This is a genomic window from Nitratireductor sp. GISD-1A_MAKvit (assembly GCF_040819555.1).
In the GTDB taxonomy this organism is placed as follows: domain Bacteria; phylum Pseudomonadota; class Alphaproteobacteria; order Rhizobiales; family Rhizobiaceae; genus Nitratireductor.
In genome coordinates this window covers 2,809,233-2,825,986 of the sequence record NZ_CP161920.1, presented here as the reverse complement: position 1 = coordinate 2,825,986, position 16,754 = coordinate 2,809,233, and the positions used below count along the sequence as shown (strand labels likewise).

Annotated in this window: 14 protein-coding genes and 1 pseudogene; 9 read left to right on the top strand and 6 right to left on the bottom strand. The window is 59.1% G+C overall.

Annotated features, from left to right (window positions below; translation table 11 throughout):
• Positions 1-118 precede the first annotated feature (118 nt).
• From fabD to gmk, 7 genes are all read left to right on the top strand, one after another.
• Entirely contained in the window at positions 119-1,060 is a 942-nt protein-coding gene (gene fabD / locus AB2N04_RS14910) for an ACP S-malonyltransferase (protein ID WP_367715195.1), read from the top strand.
• Between the two features lie 50 nt (positions 1,061-1,110).
• Entirely contained in the window at positions 1,111-1,848 is a 738-nt protein-coding gene (fabG, locus tag AB2N04_RS14905) for a 3-oxoacyl-[acyl-carrier-protein] reductase (RefSeq protein WP_367715193.1), read from the top strand.
• A gap of 341 nt (positions 1,849-2,189) precedes the next feature.
• Positions 2,190-2,426, top strand: a complete 237-nt coding sequence (locus tag AB2N04_RS14900; protein ID WP_007007691.1) for an acyl carrier protein — start codon at positions 2,190-2,192, stop codon at positions 2,424-2,426.
• 49 nt (positions 2,427-2,475) lie between these two features.
• Positions 2,476-3,732 (top strand): beta-ketoacyl-ACP synthase II, encoded by a 1,257-nt coding sequence (fabF, locus tag AB2N04_RS14895; protein WP_367715191.1) that lies wholly within the window; start codon positions 2,476-2,478, stop codon positions 3,730-3,732.
• A gap of 191 nt (positions 3,733-3,923) precedes the next feature.
• Positions 3,924-5,090: an endolytic transglycosylase MltG gene (gene mltG / locus AB2N04_RS14890; RefSeq protein WP_367715189.1), complete on the top strand. Its 1,167-nt coding sequence runs from the start codon at positions 3,924-3,926 to the stop codon at positions 5,088-5,090.
• Between the two features lie 45 nt (positions 5,091-5,135).
• A complete protein-coding gene (locus tag AB2N04_RS14885) occupies positions 5,136-6,026 on the top strand; it encodes a YicC/YloC family endoribonuclease (protein ID WP_367718824.1) in 891 nt (296 codons plus the stop codon).
• A 3-nt stretch (positions 6,027-6,029) separates the two neighbouring features.
• The gene (gene gmk, locus AB2N04_RS14880; protein WP_367715187.1) at positions 6,030-6,695 is read left to right on the top strand and encodes a guanylate kinase; all 666 of its coding nucleotides are present in this window, start codon (positions 6,030-6,032) and stop codon (positions 6,693-6,695) included.
• Between the two features lie 38 nt (positions 6,696-6,733).
• Here gmk and rsmA read toward each other — a convergent pair.
• The 6 genes and pseudogenes from rsmA to AB2N04_RS14850 form a co-directional block, all read right to left on the bottom strand.
• Positions 6,734-7,565: pseudogene (gene rsmA, locus AB2N04_RS14875) on the bottom strand (16S rRNA (adenine(1518)-N(6)/adenine(1519)-N(6))-dimethyltransferase RsmA).
• Positions 7,562-8,572, bottom strand: coding sequence for a 4-hydroxythreonine-4-phosphate dehydrogenase PdxA (gene pdxA / locus AB2N04_RS14870; protein ID WP_367715185.1), 1,011 nt, complete (start codon positions 8,570-8,572; stop codon positions 7,562-7,564). The pseudogene rsmA and the gene pdxA overlap by 4 nt, the downstream one beginning before the upstream one ends.
• Positions 8,573-8,645: 73 nt before the next feature.
• Positions 8,646-9,587: a SurA N-terminal domain-containing protein gene (locus AB2N04_RS14865; RefSeq protein WP_367715183.1), complete on the bottom strand. Its 942-nt coding sequence runs from the start codon at positions 9,585-9,587 to the stop codon at positions 8,646-8,648.
• Between the two features lie 181 nt (positions 9,588-9,768).
• On the bottom strand, positions 9,769-12,066 hold the full coding sequence (locus tag AB2N04_RS14860; protein ID WP_367715181.1) for an LPS-assembly protein LptD: 2,298 nt from the start codon (positions 12,064-12,066) through the stop codon (positions 9,769-9,771).
• A 98-nt stretch (positions 12,067-12,164) separates the two neighbouring features.
• Positions 12,165-13,250, bottom strand: coding sequence for an LPS export ABC transporter permease LptG (lptG, locus tag AB2N04_RS14855; RefSeq protein ID WP_367715179.1), 1,086 nt, complete (start codon positions 13,248-13,250; stop codon positions 12,165-12,167).
• Positions 13,247-14,452, bottom strand: a complete 1,206-nt coding sequence (locus AB2N04_RS14850; protein ID WP_367715178.1) for an LptF/LptG family permease — start codon at positions 14,450-14,452, stop codon at positions 13,247-13,249. The genes lptG and AB2N04_RS14850 overlap by 4 nt, the downstream gene beginning before the upstream one ends.
• Before the next feature lie 327 nt (positions 14,453-14,779).
• Between AB2N04_RS14850 and AB2N04_RS14845 the strand changes: the two genes are divergently transcribed.
• Positions 14,780-16,270: a leucyl aminopeptidase gene (locus tag AB2N04_RS14845; protein WP_367715176.1), complete on the top strand. Its 1,491-nt coding sequence runs from the start codon at positions 14,780-14,782 to the stop codon at positions 16,268-16,270.
• 4 nt (positions 16,271-16,274) lie between these two features.
• Positions 16,275-16,721 (top strand): DNA polymerase III subunit chi, encoded by a 447-nt coding sequence (locus tag AB2N04_RS14840; RefSeq protein WP_367715175.1) that lies wholly within the window; start codon positions 16,275-16,277, stop codon positions 16,719-16,721.
• The last annotated feature ends 33 nt before the right edge of the window (positions 16,722-16,754 follow it).

The window sequence follows — 16,754 nt, the reverse complement described above, 5'->3', positions numbered from 1 at the left end:
GATTGTGGATTTTTCATGTTCAGACCGGAAACGGCGCAAAAAAGCCAAAAAACTTGACGTTCCCGTTGCGTTGCGTCACCAGATGCGCCCGATAATGTTGAATACCGGAGATTTGGCGATGGGCATCGCTTTCACCTTTCCAGGGCAGGGAAGTCAGGCTGTCGGCATGGGACGCGAGCTTGCCGACGCATTTCCCGAAGCAAGAGACGTTTTTCATGAAGTTGATGACGCGCTCGACCAGAAGCTTTCCCAGATCATGTGGGAGGGACCGGAAGACGAACTGACCCTCACCGCCAATGCACAGCCGGCTTTGATGGCCGTTTCCATTGCTGCAATGCGGGTGATGGAAAAGGGCGGTCTTTCGCTCAACGACAAGGTCTCTTACGTCGCCGGCCATTCACTGGGAGAGTATTCGGCCCTGTGCGCAGCCGGGACATTCTCCCTGGCCGACACGGCGCGGCTGTTGCGCATCCGCGGCAACGCCATGCAGGCAGCCGTTCCGGTGGGCGAAGGCGCGATGGCGGCAATCATCGGCCTTGAAGCCGAGGATGTCGAAGCCGTGTGCGAGGCGGTTGGCGATGAAGGCGTTTGCCAGATCGCGAACGACAATGGTGGCGGACAACTGGTGATTTCGGGCGCAAAAGCTGCCGTCGAGGCGGCTGCGAAGCTCGCATCGGATAAAGGCGCCAAGCGGGCGATCATGCTGCCGGTTTCCGCACCGTTTCATTCTGCGCTCATGCAGCCGGCGGCAGACGCAATGCGTGAAGCCCTGGCGGAAGTGAAGAAAAATGCCCCCGCCGTTCCCGTCCTGGCCAATGTGACCGTCACGCCGCTTCGGGATCCCGCAGAGATTGCCGAGCGGCTTGTCGAGCAGGTCACAGGTCGTGTGCGCTGGCGCGAAACCGTTGGATGGTTTGGCGAGAACGGTGTGGAAACGCTTTATGAAATTGGATCGGGGAAGGTCCTGTCGGGGCTTGCACGCCGCATCAATCGCGATATCGCCGCAATCCCGGTCAACACACCGGCAGACATCGAAACGGCCATGGCAACGCTCGGTTGAGCCTTGCGGGCCGTGAGCAGGAATTTCAGTTGATTGAGAAGGACAAGCCCATGTTTGATCTGAGCGGCCGCAAGGCACTGGTGACGGGAGCGACCGGGGGAATTGGCGAGGCCATTGCCCGCACTCTGCACGCTCAGGGAGCCATGGTTGGCCTGCATGGCACGCGGGTGGAAAAGCTGGAAACACTGGCCGCCGATCTCGGTGATCGTGTCAAACTCTTTCCGGCAAACCTTTCCGATCGTAGTGAGGTCAAGCAGTTGGCTGAAAAAGCGGAATCGGAACTTGAGGGGGTCGATATCCTCGTCAACAACGCCGGCATCACCCGTGACGGCCTCTTCGTTCGCATGAGCGATGATGACTGGGATCAGGTTCTGGAAATCAATCTGGGCTCCGTCTTCAGGCTCACGCGTGAGTTGACGCACCCGATGATGCGTCGCCGATTCGGCCGTATCATCAACATCACGTCCGTCGTTGGTGTGACCGGAAATCCCGGACAGGCGAATTATTGCGCCTCCAAGGCTGGCCTGATCGGCTTCTCCAAGTCGCTCGCCCAGGAAATCGCCAGCCGGTCGATCACCGTGAACTGTGTTGCTCCAGGCTTCATCGAATCGGCCATGACCGACAAACTCAACGAAAAGCAGCGTGATGCGATCATGGGAGCCATTCCGATGAAGCGCATGGGCAATGGTGGCGAGATCGCTTCCGCAGTGGCCTATCTCGCCTCCAGCGAGGCATCCTATGTTACCGGCCAGACCCTGCATGTGAACGGTGGCATGGCCATGATCTGACCGGGTCTTTATCCGGGCCTGCTCCCAACCATGTGCTCACCATCCCTGAACAGAAGGCGTCTCGTGACCGTGCTTTCAGTGTTGTGGAATTGCGATAGCGAAACCGGCGCTGTCGGGACCTTCCACGTGGATGGGGGTGAATAACGCTTGGCGCGCGCGATAAAATCATGATATGCGCCCGCCAAAAGCCATTCCGCGAGCCGCACGAAAGCCGTGCGCCCACGTCGGATCACACCAGACTAGGTGCTGACCCTGTCAGCGCTCTAGTTGTCATTTAGCTTGATTAGCGGCAATCGTGCGGCTAACGAAGATCGGAAATTCAGAAAGTCGAGGGTTCTCTCATGAGCGATACTGCAGAACGCGTTAAGAAAATCGTTGTCGAACATCTGGGCGTCGAAGGCGACAAGGTAACCGAAGGCGCAAGCTTCATCGATGATCTTGGCGCAGACAGCCTCGATACCGTCGAGCTGGTCATGGCATTCGAGGAAGAGTTCGGTGTTGAAATTCCCGACGATGCAGCAGAGACCATCCTCACGGTCGGCGATGCAGTGAAGTACATCGACAAGGCGACCGCCTGACGCCATTCGGCGTGGTCACTACGAACGTAGTCAAGGCGGATATCAGCATATGAGACGCGTTGTCGTCACAGGAATGGGGCTTCTTTCTCCGTTCGGCCTCGGGGTTGAACACGGGTGGAAGAGCCTGCTTTCGGGCAAGAGTGCAGCCAGCCGCATCGACCGGTTCGAGGTGGATGATCTGGCCTGCAAGATCGCCAATTCCATACCGCGTGAAGGCGAAGGGGCTTTTGACCCCGACGCTTTCCTGGAACCCCGCGAACAGCGCAAGATCGGTGAGTTCATCACCTATGGCATTGCCGCGGCAGACCAGGCACTCGAGGACTCTGGCTGGAAACCGGAGACCGAAGACGAGAAATGCGCCACGGGCGCACTCATCGGTTCGGGTATCGGTGGTATCGAAGGCATTGCTGAAAACGCCTTGACGCTCGCTGAGCGCGGCCCGCGCCGCATCAGCCCCTTCTTCATTCCCGGCAACATCATCAATCTGGTCTCAGGCCAGGTGTCGATACGGCACGGGCTGAAGGGACCAAACCATGCCGTGGTGACTGCCTGTTCGACAGGAGCGCACGCTATCGGTGATGCAGCCCGTCTTATCATGCTGGGCGATGCCGATGTGATGCTTGCTGGCGGCGCGGAGGCGCCGATCACCCGCCTTTCCATAGCCGGTTTTTCCGCCTGCAAGGCGCTTTCGACCGGTTTCAACGACACGCCCGAAAAGGCTTCCCGGCCCTATGATCGCGACCGCGACGGATTTGTCATGGGCGAGGGCGCCGGTGTTGTCGTGCTGGAAGAGCTGGAACATGCAAAGGCACGCGGCGCGAAGATCTATGCGGAAGTGGTCGGCTACGGCCTCACGGGCGACGCATACCACATCACGGCTCCGGCCGAAGATGGTGATGGTGCCTATCGCTGCATGAAGGCAGCGCTTAAGCGTGCGGGTCTTTCCCCCTCCGATGTGGATTACATCAATGCCCACGGCACATCGACCATGGCGGATACGATCGAGCTTGGAGCCGTGGAGCGGCTGATGGGCGATGCTGCGGACAAGGTCTCCATGTCGTCCACCAAATCGTCGATCGGTCATCTTCTCGGCGCCGCCGGCGCTGCGGAAGCGATCTTCTCGGTGCTGGCCATCCGTGACAACATTGCGCCGCCAACCATCAATCTCGACAATCCACAGGCGGAAACGGCGATCGATCTGGTGCCGAACAAGCCTCGGGAACGGCAGATTGATGTGGCACTGTCGAACTCATTCGGCTTCGGCGGCACCAACGCGTCACTCGTTTTCAAGCGTTATGACGCCTGAAGCTTTCCCATAACGGGCTTGCAGTTTTGCCATTTTCGCAATTCAGTCTGATGGACACGAATCGAAATGGCAGCCTGCAGGCTCCGAAAGCGCTATCTTTTCGGACTTGTCTGAACGCCGAGAGCGTGAACACATTTTAGTACGGAACGGTCCAGTTTGCTGCCGTTCCGGATGGGAGCGGTCCAAGAGGCATGACAGGAAATACCGATGAGAATTCCGGCTTCGGTCGGCAGGACGGCGAAGGCCCTGGTCGTGGCTTCAAATCCTCGAGCAGGACTTTGAGGCCTGAGGCCGGCACTCCGCCTCCGCGGCGTTCGAAGAGGGCACGAAGCCAGTTTGTCGTCTTCTTGAACTTCCTGTTCTCCTCAGTGGTCTTCCTCGTGATCCTTGCAGGAATTGCGTTCTATTTCGGCAAGCGCGAATTCCATCAGCCAGGCCCCGCGGATACGGCTGAGACGGTCATGATCAAGCCAAACACCGGTGTTCGTCAGATCGCCAGCCTTCTGGAGCGCGAAGGGTTGATCAGCGACGCGCGCATCTTCTCGCTCGGCGTGCGTGCCTATGGTGCGGATTCCGAACTCAAGGCCGGCGAATACGCCATAGACGCTGGCGCCTCCATGCATGAAATCATGGAACTCCTGAAAAGCGGCAAGAGCGTTCTTTACTCGCTGACCATTCCCGAGGGGCAGACGGTCTATCAGGTATTTGAACGCATTCGGGAGACGGAAGAGCTTTCGGGAGAAATGCCCGAAGAAATGCCACCTGAAGGTAGCCTTGCTGCGGATACGCTTCGTTTCACACGTGGCATGGCCCGTGCCGCCGTGGTCGAAAAACTGCTCAGGGACCAGGAAGAGCTGGTCGACAGTATCTGGGCGCGGCGCAATGAAGACCTTCCGATCAAGGACAAGAACGAATTCGTGACCCTTGCTTCCATCGTCGAGAAGGAAACAGGCATTGCCGATGAGCGCTCACGGGTGGCTGCGGTCTTCATCAACCGCCTGCGCAAGGGCATGCGCCTCCAGTCCGATCCCACGATCATCTATGGCTTGTTCGGCGGGCAGGGGAAGCCTTCGGATCGTCCGATCTACCGCTCCGACATCGACAAGAAGACACCCTACAACACCTATCATATCGACGGACTCCCCCCGACACCGATCGCCAATCCCGGCCGGGCGGCACTTGAGGCCGTTGCCAACCCCTCCCAGACGGATGAGCTTTATTTCGTCGCAGATGGCACGGGTGGGCATGTTTTTGCCAAGACGCTCAAGGAGCACAATGAGAATGTCGCTCGCTGGCGCAAGATCGAACGGGAGCGTCGGGCTGCTGAAGAAAAAGCGCAGACGGAAGGCTCCAACTGAGCCGGGGGGCTCATGCGTGGCGATGAACTGGGGGAAGAGGAACGCATGAGCAGGCTCCAGAGCATGACGGGCTTTGCCCGCTCTTCACGCGAGCATGAAGCAGGCAGCATCGCGTGGGAGTTAAAGTCCGTCAACGGGCGCAGCCTTGAGGTTCGCTTTCGCCTGCCGCCGGGATTTGAGCGCATCGAGCAGGCGGCGCGCAAGAAGGTGCAGAAACGGTTTGCGCGCGGAAATGTCCAGGCGTCGCTAACCTTCGCGCCGAACGGTTCCCTGCGCCAGCCAGTCGTCAACGAACCCTTCCTGAACGAGATCGCCGCGCTGGCACAGCGCATGCACGAAGAGTTCGGAGCAGCCCCTGCGCGTGCCGATGGTCTGCTCGCCCTGCGGGGCGTGCTCGACTACGCAGATCCCGTCGCCGACGAGAACGTGCGTGCCTCGCTCGATGCGGAGATACTGGCTGCATTCGACGAAGGCATTGACGGGCTGGGGATGAGCCGCCACCGCGAAGGTGCCGCACTGGAGGCCGTCCTGCTTGAACAGCTGTCGACCATCGAAAAGCTGACGGAAAGAGCCGGTTCCGATCCATCGCGCCGGCCGGAAAACATCCGCGCGCGTCTTGGCGAACAGGTGTCGCGCCTTCTGGAGACCCAGGCAGGGTTCGATCAGGACAGGCTCCATGCGGAGGCTGCCATTCTTGCGGGCAAGGCGGATATCCAGGAAGAGCTCGACCGCCTGCGAGCGCATATTGCAGCCGCACGCGCACTGATTGCCGAAGGCGGTCCGATAGGTCGAAAGCTCGATTTTCTGGGACAGGAATTCAATCGCGAATCCAATACGCTTTGCTCGAAATCCAACGCGTCGACGGTTACGGCTATAGGGCTGGAGCTAAAGGCTGTCGTGGATCAGTTCCGCGAGCAGGTTCAGAATCTGGAGTAGATCATGTCCTCGGAAATACCCTCGGCCGGATTGAACGCGGTGCGCCGCCGCGGCCTTATGCTCGTTCTCTCATCGCCCTCGGGAGCCGGGAAGTCCACCATTGCCCGTGCGCTTCTGGCCGAAGTGAGTGGTTTTGAACTTTCTGTCAGCGTGACCACGCGAGCACGCCGTGCCAGCGAAATCGAAGGCGTGCATTATCATTTCAAGTCGCAGCGCGAATTCGAAATCATGCGCGACAATGACGAACTGCTTGAATGGGCCGAGGTTCACGGCAACTACTATGGCACACCACGTGCGCCGGTGGAGAAGGCGCTGACCGAAGGTCGCGACATGCTGTTCGACATCGATTGGCAGGGCGCAGAACAACTGCGCGAGAAAATGCGCGGCGATGTCGTCTCGATCTTTATCCTGCCACCAAGCATGAAGGAATTGCTCGGTCGCCTCACACGGCGCGCCGAAGACACGCCCGAGATCATCCAGACGCGTCTTGCCAATGCTCGCACGGAAATCGAGAAATGGCTGGATTATGATTATGTCGTCATCAATGACGAGCTGGATCATGCCTTCTCGGCGGTTCGCTCCATTGTGGAAGCCGAGCGCCTGCGTCGTGACCGCCGGCCAGGACTGTTTGATTTCGTGGCAGGCCTGCTAGAAGAAACCGGCGGCTGAGCGCAGGGTTTCAGGCGCGTTTCGATAGAACTGGACACCTAGATCAGATTGGCCAGGGTCACGAATTCCGGCACGGAGAGGGTCTCTGCACGACGGGTCGGGTCAATTCCCGCCTGTTCAAGAAGCGTTTCTCCCCCCACTGATTTGAGGCTTTGTCGCAACATCTTGCGACGCTGGCCGAACGCAGCCTCGGTCACCTTTGCAAGCGATTTGGGGTCGGTGGCCAGCGGCCTCTCGCGAGGTACGATATGGACGACCGATGAGGTCACCTTGGGGGGCGGAGTGAAAGCCTGTGGCGGCAGATCGAACACGATTTTCGACTGTGCCCGCCACCCCGCCAGCACCCCAAGCCGGCCATAAGCCTTGTCACCGGCTTCTGCGACAATGCGTTGTGCCACCTCGCGCTGAAACATCAGTGTCATGGAAGTATAAAAGGGAGGCCAGCTTTCGGGCGTGAGCCAGCGTATCAGAAGTTCGGTGCCGATATTGTAGGGAAGATTGGCAACAATGCGCACCGCACCCGCTGTCGCTGCGACGAGAGCAGCGAAATCCGTGTCCAGTGCGTCTCCGTTGATGACCTCAAGCCGGCCCGGGTGATGGGCGGCGATTTCGGCGAGTGCGTCCAGACAGCGCTCGTCCCGCTCCACCGCAATGACCTTCTCCGCACCAGCCATGAGCAGCGCGCGTGTCAGGGCCGCCAGGCCCCGGACCGATTTCAACCACCGTTGCACCATTCAGGTCACCCGCAGCGCGGGCAACCTTGGCCGTGAGGTTCAGGTCGAGAAGAAAATTCTGTCCGAGCGATTTCTTCGCCGCAAGCCCGTGTTTTGCGATGACCGCGCGAAGTGGCGGAAGACCATCGGCCGTCATCGTACACTGTTCCTGTTGTCGGCAAGCTTCCGTGCAAGGTGAATGGCGGCAATCAGGCTGTCTGGACGTGCGATGCCCCGACCGGCGATGTCGAATGCCGTGCCATGGTCCGGGGAGGTGCGCACGAAGGGCAGACCGAGCGTCACATTCACTGTTTCGTCAAATGCGATGGTCTTCACCGGGATTAATGCCTGATCGTGGTACATGCAAACGGCTGCATCATACTGCGCCCTTGCGCGCGCGTGGAACAGTGTATCGCCGGGCAGGGGGCCGAAAGCATTGATGCCTTCGGATTGCAGCCGTTCGATCGCGGGGGCAATGATCTCAGCATCCTCGCTGCCCATGGCGCCGCCTTCCCCCGCGTGGGGGTTGAGGCCCGCGATTGCAAGACGGGGTTCTGGAATGGAAAACTGCTCGCTCAAGGCCTGCGCCACGGTTCTGATGGTGTTTTCGATCAGGTCTTGCGAAAGGCGCGCAGGCACCTCAGCCAATGCCTGATGAACGGTCACAGGCACCGTGCGAAGCTCCGGGCCGGCCAGCATCATGACCGGTTCGACCTTTCGACCGGTGATCTTTTCTGAAAGATGACCGAGAAATTCGGTATGTCCTGGAAAGTCGAAGCCGGCATCATAGAGTGGCTTCTTGGCGATCGGGGCGGTGACCATCGAAGCGGCGCGGGCCTGCATCGTGTCTTGGACGGCACGCGAAATGGCCTCAACAATCCCTGCCGCATTGGCGGAATCGGGAGAACCCGGCCTATCGTGAAGCCTGTTTCTCAGCGGGCAAACGGGCAGAGATCGTGAAAAGTGCGCAACCGCCCCCTCCGGATCCGTTTCCGCGATCGCTACGTTCAGCCCCAGCCTTTCGGCCCGCGATGCAAGCAAAGAGGGATCGCCCAGAATATAGAACGCAGGCAGCCCGTTCGTGTCGCGCCGGAGCCACGCCTCAAGCAGGATTTCGGGTCCGATGCCGGATGGATCGCCAATGCTGAGCGCGAGCGGAAGCACGCATTACCTCACGATTTCTGGAAAAGCTGCTCTGGGCAAAAGTGAGCCCGCCCGAAACGGGCTCACAACAGCATCAACGCTGACTGATGCGCGCATTCTTGCGCAGTTCCGCAAGATATTCTTCGGATGCCTTTTCCGTTGCCTCGTTTCCAGCGCCTTCGTTCTGAAACACCATCTGGGCAACCCGGTCATCCGAGACCTCGCGTGTGCTGCACACACCGATGAACTCGACCCCGCGGTCGGTTTCCCGCACACCGGTTGCATTGCCTGGTGAGGTCTTCTTGATCTGGTCCTTCCAGTCACCCGGCAATTCCGGTTCCAGCACCCGACCGAGATCGCGAACCGTAACGTCGATCAGACCCTTGGCAAATTCACGCGTGCTGTCGCAGCCGTTGAAACGACCCCGCATTGCCTGCGCCTCGCGCTTGCGTTTCCCAAGCAGGCTGGAGCGTTCGCCGGAGGGGACCACGAAAATGACCTGCTGCAGCATGTATTCGGTGGCACTTGGCTTGTTGCCACCCTGTTCAAGCATCTTGGCAACCACGTCCTGTTCGCTCAGCTTGCCGGCCGAGCTGCTGCGCATCTGCATGACACGCCCCCAGCCGATCTGGGATCGAATGAACTCCTTGAAATGCTCGGCCGTGACGCCACTTTGGGCGAGCACGCTGTTCAACTGGCTGGTGGACATGCGGTTGCCGCTTGCAAAGCGCGCATATGCCTGATTCACCATTTCATTGGGAATGTTGACCTTTCGCCGCTGCATCTCCTGCAGCTTGAGCGCCTGCTCGATCATCTGGTCGGTCGCCTTCTGGCGCAGGTTCCCGCCTTCGCGCTGCAATTTCAGAAATGCGACGCGCCTGTCGATGTCGTAACTCGTGATGGGCGCATTGTTCACCACATACCGGATCTCTGTCGCCAGAGCACTCGCACCATGCAACAGCGGCATCGCTGTTGCCACTGCCAGCGTTAACGCGCCCAGACGCAAGATGCGCCCGCAATTGCTGAATATCGTCATTGTTCTCATCTTTGCACCCCGCAATAGCGCCTGAAATAACAGCAAACGCGACAGAGCTACAGTCCCTAGATCTGTTTTATCGATACCGGGTTGGGCAAAAAAATGACTTTGACGGAAATGGCCGGTCCGCTTCTGCCCGCGACAGGCGGGGCCGGACAGGGCAGGGGAGCCGTGTCGGGATCTAGAATCCCGACGCCAGCTCACCGCTGCTTGTGCCGAAATCACCGATCGTGCGCAGCGAAATGCGGAAGCCGAAGGACTGGCTTGTTTCCTTCGTGTCGCGGTTCTTGCTGCGCGAATAGGTCATCGAATAGATGAAGCACTCATCGCCATACGAGAAGCCATAGTCGTTCTTCACCAGCGTCTGGCTCTTGATGTCGTATGTGCCCGAAGCGAAGCCGCTCCAGTTCTCATCAAACCGAACCTTGGCAATGCCGGTAAATTCCTGTCGGTCTTCGTCAAAGCCGTAATTCGGCTGTGACTGGATGTAGGCATATTGCAGCGAGGTGGTGACCGGCCCGAACTCGGCTGCCGATTTCAGGTCTGTCCGACGCAGATCAAGCGTCTCTTCATCAAAGCGCGCGCCTGCCGAGAAGGCAAACCCGTTCGGGCTTGCTATGCCGGCCATCACGACCAGATCGGAAACGTCGGTTTCAAGTCCGGAATAGGCACCGGCGTGAACGAGATCCGGCTGGGCATACGGATTGTCGCCTGCCAGATGGTAGGATTGTCCGATCAACCCCTGGGTCGTCCAGCCATTGGCAAAACTGCCTGAATAGCGAATGCCGACATTGGCACGCGTGCCGCCCTCGATCCGGTCATAACCGGAGAACTTGTCGCGTTCGAACAGGGTCGTCGCATCGAACACAAGCGATTGCGCATCTTCGTTGGGAATGCCCAGGCTCTCCTGATAGGGAGCGTCGGGCCGCACGAAAATCTGCGCCATGGGCTCCAGCACATGGCTGGCGCTCGACGTTGAAAAGAGTATCGGCCAGCGAGCTTCAAGGCCTGCAGTCGCCATATACCGGTAATAAGAGGAGCGAACGTCGCTGCCGACAGGTGTTCCGTTCAGCTCGAAGCTTGTCACACCATTGACCGTGTTGGCATCGTAATCGGTGTAGATCGCATCGCCGCGTGCCTGCAACAGCGGCGTGATCACAAGCCCGCCCGCGCTGACGAAAGAGCGTTTCCACTCGGCCTCGGCCGTCAGGCGGCTACCCAGTCCCTCGACACCGTCAATGCGGTCGTAAACAGCGGGAGTTGTCGAAGCGAGGCTCCCGCTCAAGGCATCCCGGTAAACGGTCTGCACATTGACGTCGAGGTTCAGCTCACCGCCGGCTACCGCCTCATCCGGCGTGTAGGAATAGTCGAAGCTCGGCAAAACCCAGGGCTGCTTCCTGTCACGTGCGCTGGAAGAGCTGTCCGGCACATTCTCCTGAATGTCAAAATGATAGGCACGCAGGTCGAAGAAATTCCGGTCATCGAGCCCTGTCAGGTAAAGCTCCGATGTCTGGACCGTGTCGGAAAATCCGTCAATGCCGTAGGTGCGCGAAAAATTCTTGTCCGACTGGGCCAGAACATCCCAGCCGAAGCTCCAGCGCGGGTTGATCCGGAACTGGCCCTTGGAGCCGATCATGCCACGCGTGGTCTCGCTTGCGTTGACCGTACCGGAGCTCCAGGCTTCGGGATCCTGCTGCCTGATCCCTGCTACCGTGACGCTGTACTGACCATTGTCGAAGCGTTGCCGCCACTCCGCCTCACCGAGAAAACCCTGCTTGGTGTAGTAGGTTCCCGTTACAGTGAGGTCGTAGGTCGGCGAGAAGGCCAGGTAATAGGGGACGCTGACGCCAACACCCAGCTCTTCGCTGTAGGAGGCGCTCGGAATCAGAAAACCGGACTTCCGTTTCACCGTCGGGTCGGCCACTTCGAAGAACGGCAGATAAGCGATCGGCATGCCGAAAAATTCGAATCGCGATCCCTCGAAACGAACCGTCTTTGCTTCCCCGTTCCAGATGATCTTCTGTGCCTTGATCTGCCAGATCGGCGGTTTTCCAGGTTTCTCTTTACAGGGTTCACAGGCGGTGTAGACACCATTGTTGAATGTCGTCAGCCTGCCGCCAGAACGCTCCGCGCTTTCTGCTGCGAAATAGGTTTTGTCGACGGTTTCCACGCGCAACGCGTTGACGAAGCCATCACGAAAATCATCCGTGACGTCGATCTCGTCAGCAAAAATGCGATCGCCGTCTTCTTCGATGATCTGAACACGGCCGCGTGCCATCACGCGCGAGGTCCTGCGGTCGTAGACGACCCGGTCGGCAACGAGACTGTTCCCGGCATACTCGATCTGCACGCCACCGGCAGCGGTGATGGTGCTTTGATCGTTGTCATAAATGAGATTGTCTGCGGTCAGAAGCATCTGAGCGTTCTGGGGCAGATCGGAAACGTCCAGGCCGCCGGTCTGCGCGAGAGCGGGGGCCATGGGAAGCAATGAATAGGTGCACAAGGTCGCCAACGCGGTCGCACTCAATAAAAGCGCTGACCGTGCGGACATGCCGGCTCTTTTTGCCGTAACCCCCACTAACCGTCCTCCTTGTACAACAGGAAAGTGACCCCATAGAACATCGCGACAGCCACAGGCGTCCACGCAGCTACCACCGGAGGAACAACTCCGGCGCTGCCGAACGCCTTGACCAAGACCGAAACCACATAAAGCAGAAAGCCGGCAAGGATGCCACCCAGAATCACGGTTGCTGACTGTCCCATTCGGGTAAATCTCATGGATACCGTAGCGGCAATCAGCGTCATCGCGACCAGCAGGGCGGGTAACACTACAAGTGAATGAAAATGCGTGGCAAATGCGTTTGCCTTGAGCCCGAAAGACCTCGCCACTTCAATTTTTCCAGGCAACTCGTAGATCGAAGTGGCCTCAGGGCGCGCCAGCTGTTCACCCACGAATTCGGGCTGCAGATTGGTCGCTATCTGCAGGCTCGTCAGTCGTTCTGCCGCAGCGGTACCGCGTCGACGTGCCACGTCCCGCAGCTCCCAGAATCCATCGCGCAGAAACGCCCGTTCGGCGTCCAGGCGTTCGACGATTCGCCCGTCGGTGTCGATTCGGAAAAAAACCGGTCTCACCAGGGTCTGGCCCCCGTTGAGAACCGCACTCGAACCGATGATCGTTTCTTCATCTTCGAAGCGCTGCTTGATCCATTGTTCGGCTTCCGAATTGGCGTTGCTTTTTGCACCCCGAACCTCGGCCTCGACCAGCTGTGCCTGCGCAAAGCCGTTGGCTGCGAGCGGGTTCAGCGCGGCGACAGCGAGCACGCCGAACAGAAAGGATCCAAATGCGATCGGTGTCAGAAATTGCCATGCCGAGACGCCCGCGGCACGCGCAACCACAAGCTCGTATTTCCGATTCAGGCTGATCAACGTGGCCATGGCAGCGATCAGCCCGATAAAAGGGACAGCCTGAAGAAGAATGATTGGGGTCTGCAGGGCAGCAAGCGAAAAGGCCCACTGCGCCGTGTAACCGGGCAGACCGGCAGAGCGGCTGGAAACCTCCGCAAAGGTCACGATGAAGACCAAAAGCCCGATGCCGAAAAAATTCCATGCAGCGATCGAAGCGTACCGCCGGAAAAAATATCCGCCAAGTGTGAGGCCGATCATCCGCGCCTCCTGTCGGAGGAACGAGCGTGGGCCAGTTTGAACCGCCAGTGTGTCATGGTTTCCGTCAGACGGTGCGTGCGCGCGTGCAGTTTTTCCACCCAGTGCGTTGGCAGTTCCATCACACGAGTGGTCGCAATGAACACCGCACATAGGCAAATCATCGAAATCGGAGCCGCGTAAAGCACGAAAGAGAAGACCGGAGAGCTTTCCGCTTCCGTGCCCGAATAAAAACCGACCCAGCGCACGATCAGCGAAATTGCCATGGTCGTGACAATCGGGTGCAGTCGCGCTTCACGGAAAGAGCGTGCATCACCGGCAACCGCGAGCGCTACCATGGCAAAGACGAGCGGATAGAGCCATTCGGAAAGGCGCATATGCAGTTCGGCACGAATGATCTGCGGCGATTTTTGATAAAAACTGTCATTCACGTCCGGATCGAGCAGAAAGGCGAGAGAACGGTCCTTGGGGTGCAGGGTCGGTTTGCCGCCGCCGCCACTGGAAAACTGCGATAGATCAAATGCATAGGAATCAAAACGGATGGTCGAGACATCGCCGTTTGCCGATTGGCGCTGCACCATGCCGTCCTGCATCACCAGTACCGAGCCCCCCTCGCGCTCCACGGCCGCACCGGTTCTCGCATGATAGATCAGCTTGGTGTTCTCATCGCGCGAATCGGAGACGAAAATTCCGCCCAGAAGGCCGTTGGGAAGGCGTTCGGAGACCTGCACGAACAGCCCGTCATCGACTTTTTGAAACGAGCCTTCCTGCAGCACGGTCGTGATCAGATCTGCGCGTGCATTGGCAAGCACCGTGCGAAAGGCCTGGCGCGACGCGGGCTCCAGCGTGTTGTTGATCATAAAAGATGCAAGGCTGGCGCCAATCGCAATGATGAGAACCGGCTTGACGATGATCGAGCGCGGGGCACCCGAAGCATTGATGACCACCAGCTCGGAATCGGCATTCATCGTCGCCAAAGTTTGCGCAACGGCAATACCCAGGGCGAACGGAATCACGATCGGTATGACGGAGGGCAGCACGAGCGCGGCAACGAAGAAGAAGGTGCCTGCCGACTGACCGCTGTCGGTCACCAGGTCAATACGGTTCAGAACCTGCGTGGTCCACACCAGCGCGAGCACCCACAGCAACGCTGCTGCAAACAGCGCGAAGGTGCGACGCATGATGTAAAGTTCGATCACCTTCATGGAAATCGACGATCCGTTTCGTTAGAGCAGCCTCTGGGGCGCGCGCGAACCTAACGGTCGACGCGCAGACACACAATGCACTCGTGATGGCTTTGAGGAGCAGCCCACCAATTCTTGTCCCTTCCGGGAGTCTGGGCAGTACTGGTTAGAAAATGTGAAACAAACGCGGTTAACAATATGCTTATGCAACGATAGCGCGATCGCCCGCAGTCCGTACCGGGGCGAAAAAAGACGGTCCGCCAGGCTCCGGCTCTTGCCAATTCGCATAAAACCTCCAAGATCGCGCCCGTCTCCAAAACGACCAATCGTGGAAATCTGGGAATTATCATGACCGACAGACCGAGTGTCTCCTTCGCCAAATTTTCAACCCCTGGGAAAGGCACTGTTATCGTCCTTGCACCGCAGGGCGGAGGGCTTGGAGACCAGGCCAGCGCGTGTGACCCGGAGGGTGTTCTGGCACGTGCATCGGAAATCTCGGGATTCTCGGGGAAACTGGCAAAAAGCGTCGAGGTTCTTGCTCCTGAAGGCACGCAGCTTGACCGTCTGGCCGCCGTCGGCATCGGCAACCCTTCGCAGCTTGGCGAACAGGAATGGGTAAAGATCGGCGGCGCAGCGCTCGCTGCGGGCAAGTCGGCCGGTGAAATCACCGTTGTCGTTGACTTGAAGGATGGGAAGATTGGCGCTGGGGATGCCGCAAACATCGCCCTGGGTATGCTTTTGCGCGCCTATCGTTTTGAGAAATACAAGACGACGAGCCGGGAAAACGGCAATGACAAACCGGCGAAGAAGCTGAAGATCGTCATCCAGTGCGCAGACCCGTCCGCCGCGAAAAAGGCATTCATGCGCGCTGAAGCGGTGGCAGAAGGCGTCATGCTCGCGCGCGATCTCGTCAATGAGCCTGCCAATGTATTGGGGCCGGTCGAGTTCGCCGCCAAGGCCAAGGAGCTGGAAAAACTCGGTGCCAGCGTGGAAATCCTGACCGAGAAAGAGATGAAGAAGCTCGGGATGGGGGCGCTGCTCGGTGTCGCGCAGGGGTCTGTCCGGCCGCCAAGGCTGGCCGTTATCGAGTGGAACGGCGGAAAATCCAAGGAAAGGCCGCTCGCCTTCGTTGGCAAGGGCGTCGTGTTCGACACGGGCGGCATCTCCATAAAACCGGCTGGCGGCATGGAAGACATGAAGGGCGACATGGGCGGTGCAGCCGCCGTGGTCGGCGTCATGCATGCACTCGCTGCGCGCAAGGCAAAGGTAAATGCGGTCGGTCTGGTGGGGCTGGTCGAAAACATGCCCGACGGCAATGCCCAGAGGCCCGGCGACATCGTAACCTCAATGTCGGGGCAGACCATTGAGGTCATCAATACCGATGCCGAGGGCCGGCTCGTACTCGCCGACGTGCTCTGGTACTGCAATGATCGCTTCAAACCGCAGTTCATGGTCGATCTCGCAACGCTGACAGGCGCGGTGATGGTGGCGCTCGGCCATCATCGAGCGGGGCTGTTTTCCAACGATGACACGCTCGCCGAACAGCTCGCCGCCGCAGGTGAGGCGACGGGTGAAAAGCTGTGGCGCCTGCCGCTTGGCGAGGAATATGACAAGCAGATCGATTCCAAGAATGCCGACATGAAAAACTCGTCCGGCCGTCTGGCGGGCTCCGTCACTGCGGCCCAGTTCCTTAAGCGCTTCGTCAAAGACACGAACTGGGCTCATCTGGATGTCGCTGGCACCGCAATGGGTGCACCGCTCGATGAGGTGAACCGGTCCTGGGGCTCTGGTTTCGGCGTGCGGCTGCTCGACCGTCTCGTCGCCGACAGCTACGAATAGGCCGATGGATGTCCTCTTTTATCACCTGACCGAATCGACACTGGAGGAGGCATTGCCTCCTCTCGTGGAGAAAAGTCTTGAGCGGGGATGGAGAGTGGTCATCCAGACAGGCACGCGCGAACGCTGTGAAGCGCTCGACAACTGGTTGTGGACATGGCGCGAGGAATCCTTTCTCGCCCATGCCACCGACCGCGACGCGCATCCCGAGCACCAGCCCGTGATTTTGACCGACGCTGCTGCCAATCCCAACAATGCCCGCATCCGCTTCTTTGTGGATGGCGCGGACCCAGCCGGCGTGGACGGCTATGAACGTGCGGTCGTGATGTTTGACGGTCACGACGCTGCTCAGCTCGACGCGGCTCGCGGACACTGGAAATCGCTCAAATCGGCAGGTCATGCCGTTACCTATTGGCAGCAGGGGCCCGACAGGCGCTGGCAGAAGAAGGCCTAGCGCAACCAGAGGGGCTCAGCTATCAAGGACCTC

What these genes read in the sequence shown, in the direction of transcription:
- fabD (WP_367715195.1), top strand. Translation starts at nt 119, where the DNA reads ATGGGCATCGCTTTCACCTTTCCAGGGCAGGGAAGTCAGGCTGTCGGC.
- fabG (WP_367715193.1), top strand. Translation starts at nt 1,111, where the DNA reads ATGTTTGATCTGAGCGGCCGCAAGGCACTGGTGACGGGAGCGACCGGG.
- AB2N04_RS14900 (WP_007007691.1), top strand. Translation starts at nt 2,190, where the DNA reads ATGAGCGATACTGCAGAACGCGTTAAGAAAATCGTTGTCGAACATCTG.
- fabF (WP_367715191.1), top strand. Translation starts at nt 2,476, where the DNA reads ATGAGACGCGTTGTCGTCACAGGAATGGGGCTTCTTTCTCCGTTCGGC.
- mltG (WP_367715189.1), top strand. Translation starts at nt 3,924, where the DNA reads ATGACAGGAAATACCGATGAGAATTCCGGCTTCGGTCGGCAGGACGGC.
- AB2N04_RS14885 (WP_367718824.1), top strand. Translation starts at nt 5,136, where the DNA reads ATGAGCAGGCTCCAGAGCATGACGGGCTTTGCCCGCTCTTCACGCGAG.
- gmk (WP_367715187.1), top strand. Translation starts at nt 6,030, where the DNA reads ATGTCCTCGGAAATACCCTCGGCCGGATTGAACGCGGTGCGCCGCCGC.
- AB2N04_RS14865 (WP_367715183.1), bottom strand. Translation starts at nt 9,587, where the DNA reads ATGACGATATTCAGCAATTGCGGGCGCATCTTGCGTCTGGGCGCGTTA.
- AB2N04_RS14860 (WP_367715181.1), bottom strand. Translation starts at nt 12,066, where the DNA reads ATGGCCCCCGCTCTCGCGCAGACCGGCGGCCTGGACGTTTCCGATCTG.
- lptG (WP_367715179.1), bottom strand. Translation starts at nt 13,250, where the DNA reads ATGATCGGCCTCACACTTGGCGGATATTTTTTCCGGCGGTACGCTTCG.
- AB2N04_RS14850 (WP_367715178.1), bottom strand. Translation starts at nt 14,452, where the DNA reads ATGAAGGTGATCGAACTTTACATCATGCGTCGCACCTTCGCGCTGTTT.
- AB2N04_RS14845 (WP_367715176.1), top strand. Translation starts at nt 14,780, where the DNA reads ATGACCGACAGACCGAGTGTCTCCTTCGCCAAATTTTCAACCCCTGGG.
- AB2N04_RS14840 (WP_367715175.1), top strand. Translation starts at nt 16,275, where the DNA reads ATGGATGTCCTCTTTTATCACCTGACCGAATCGACACTGGAGGAGGCA.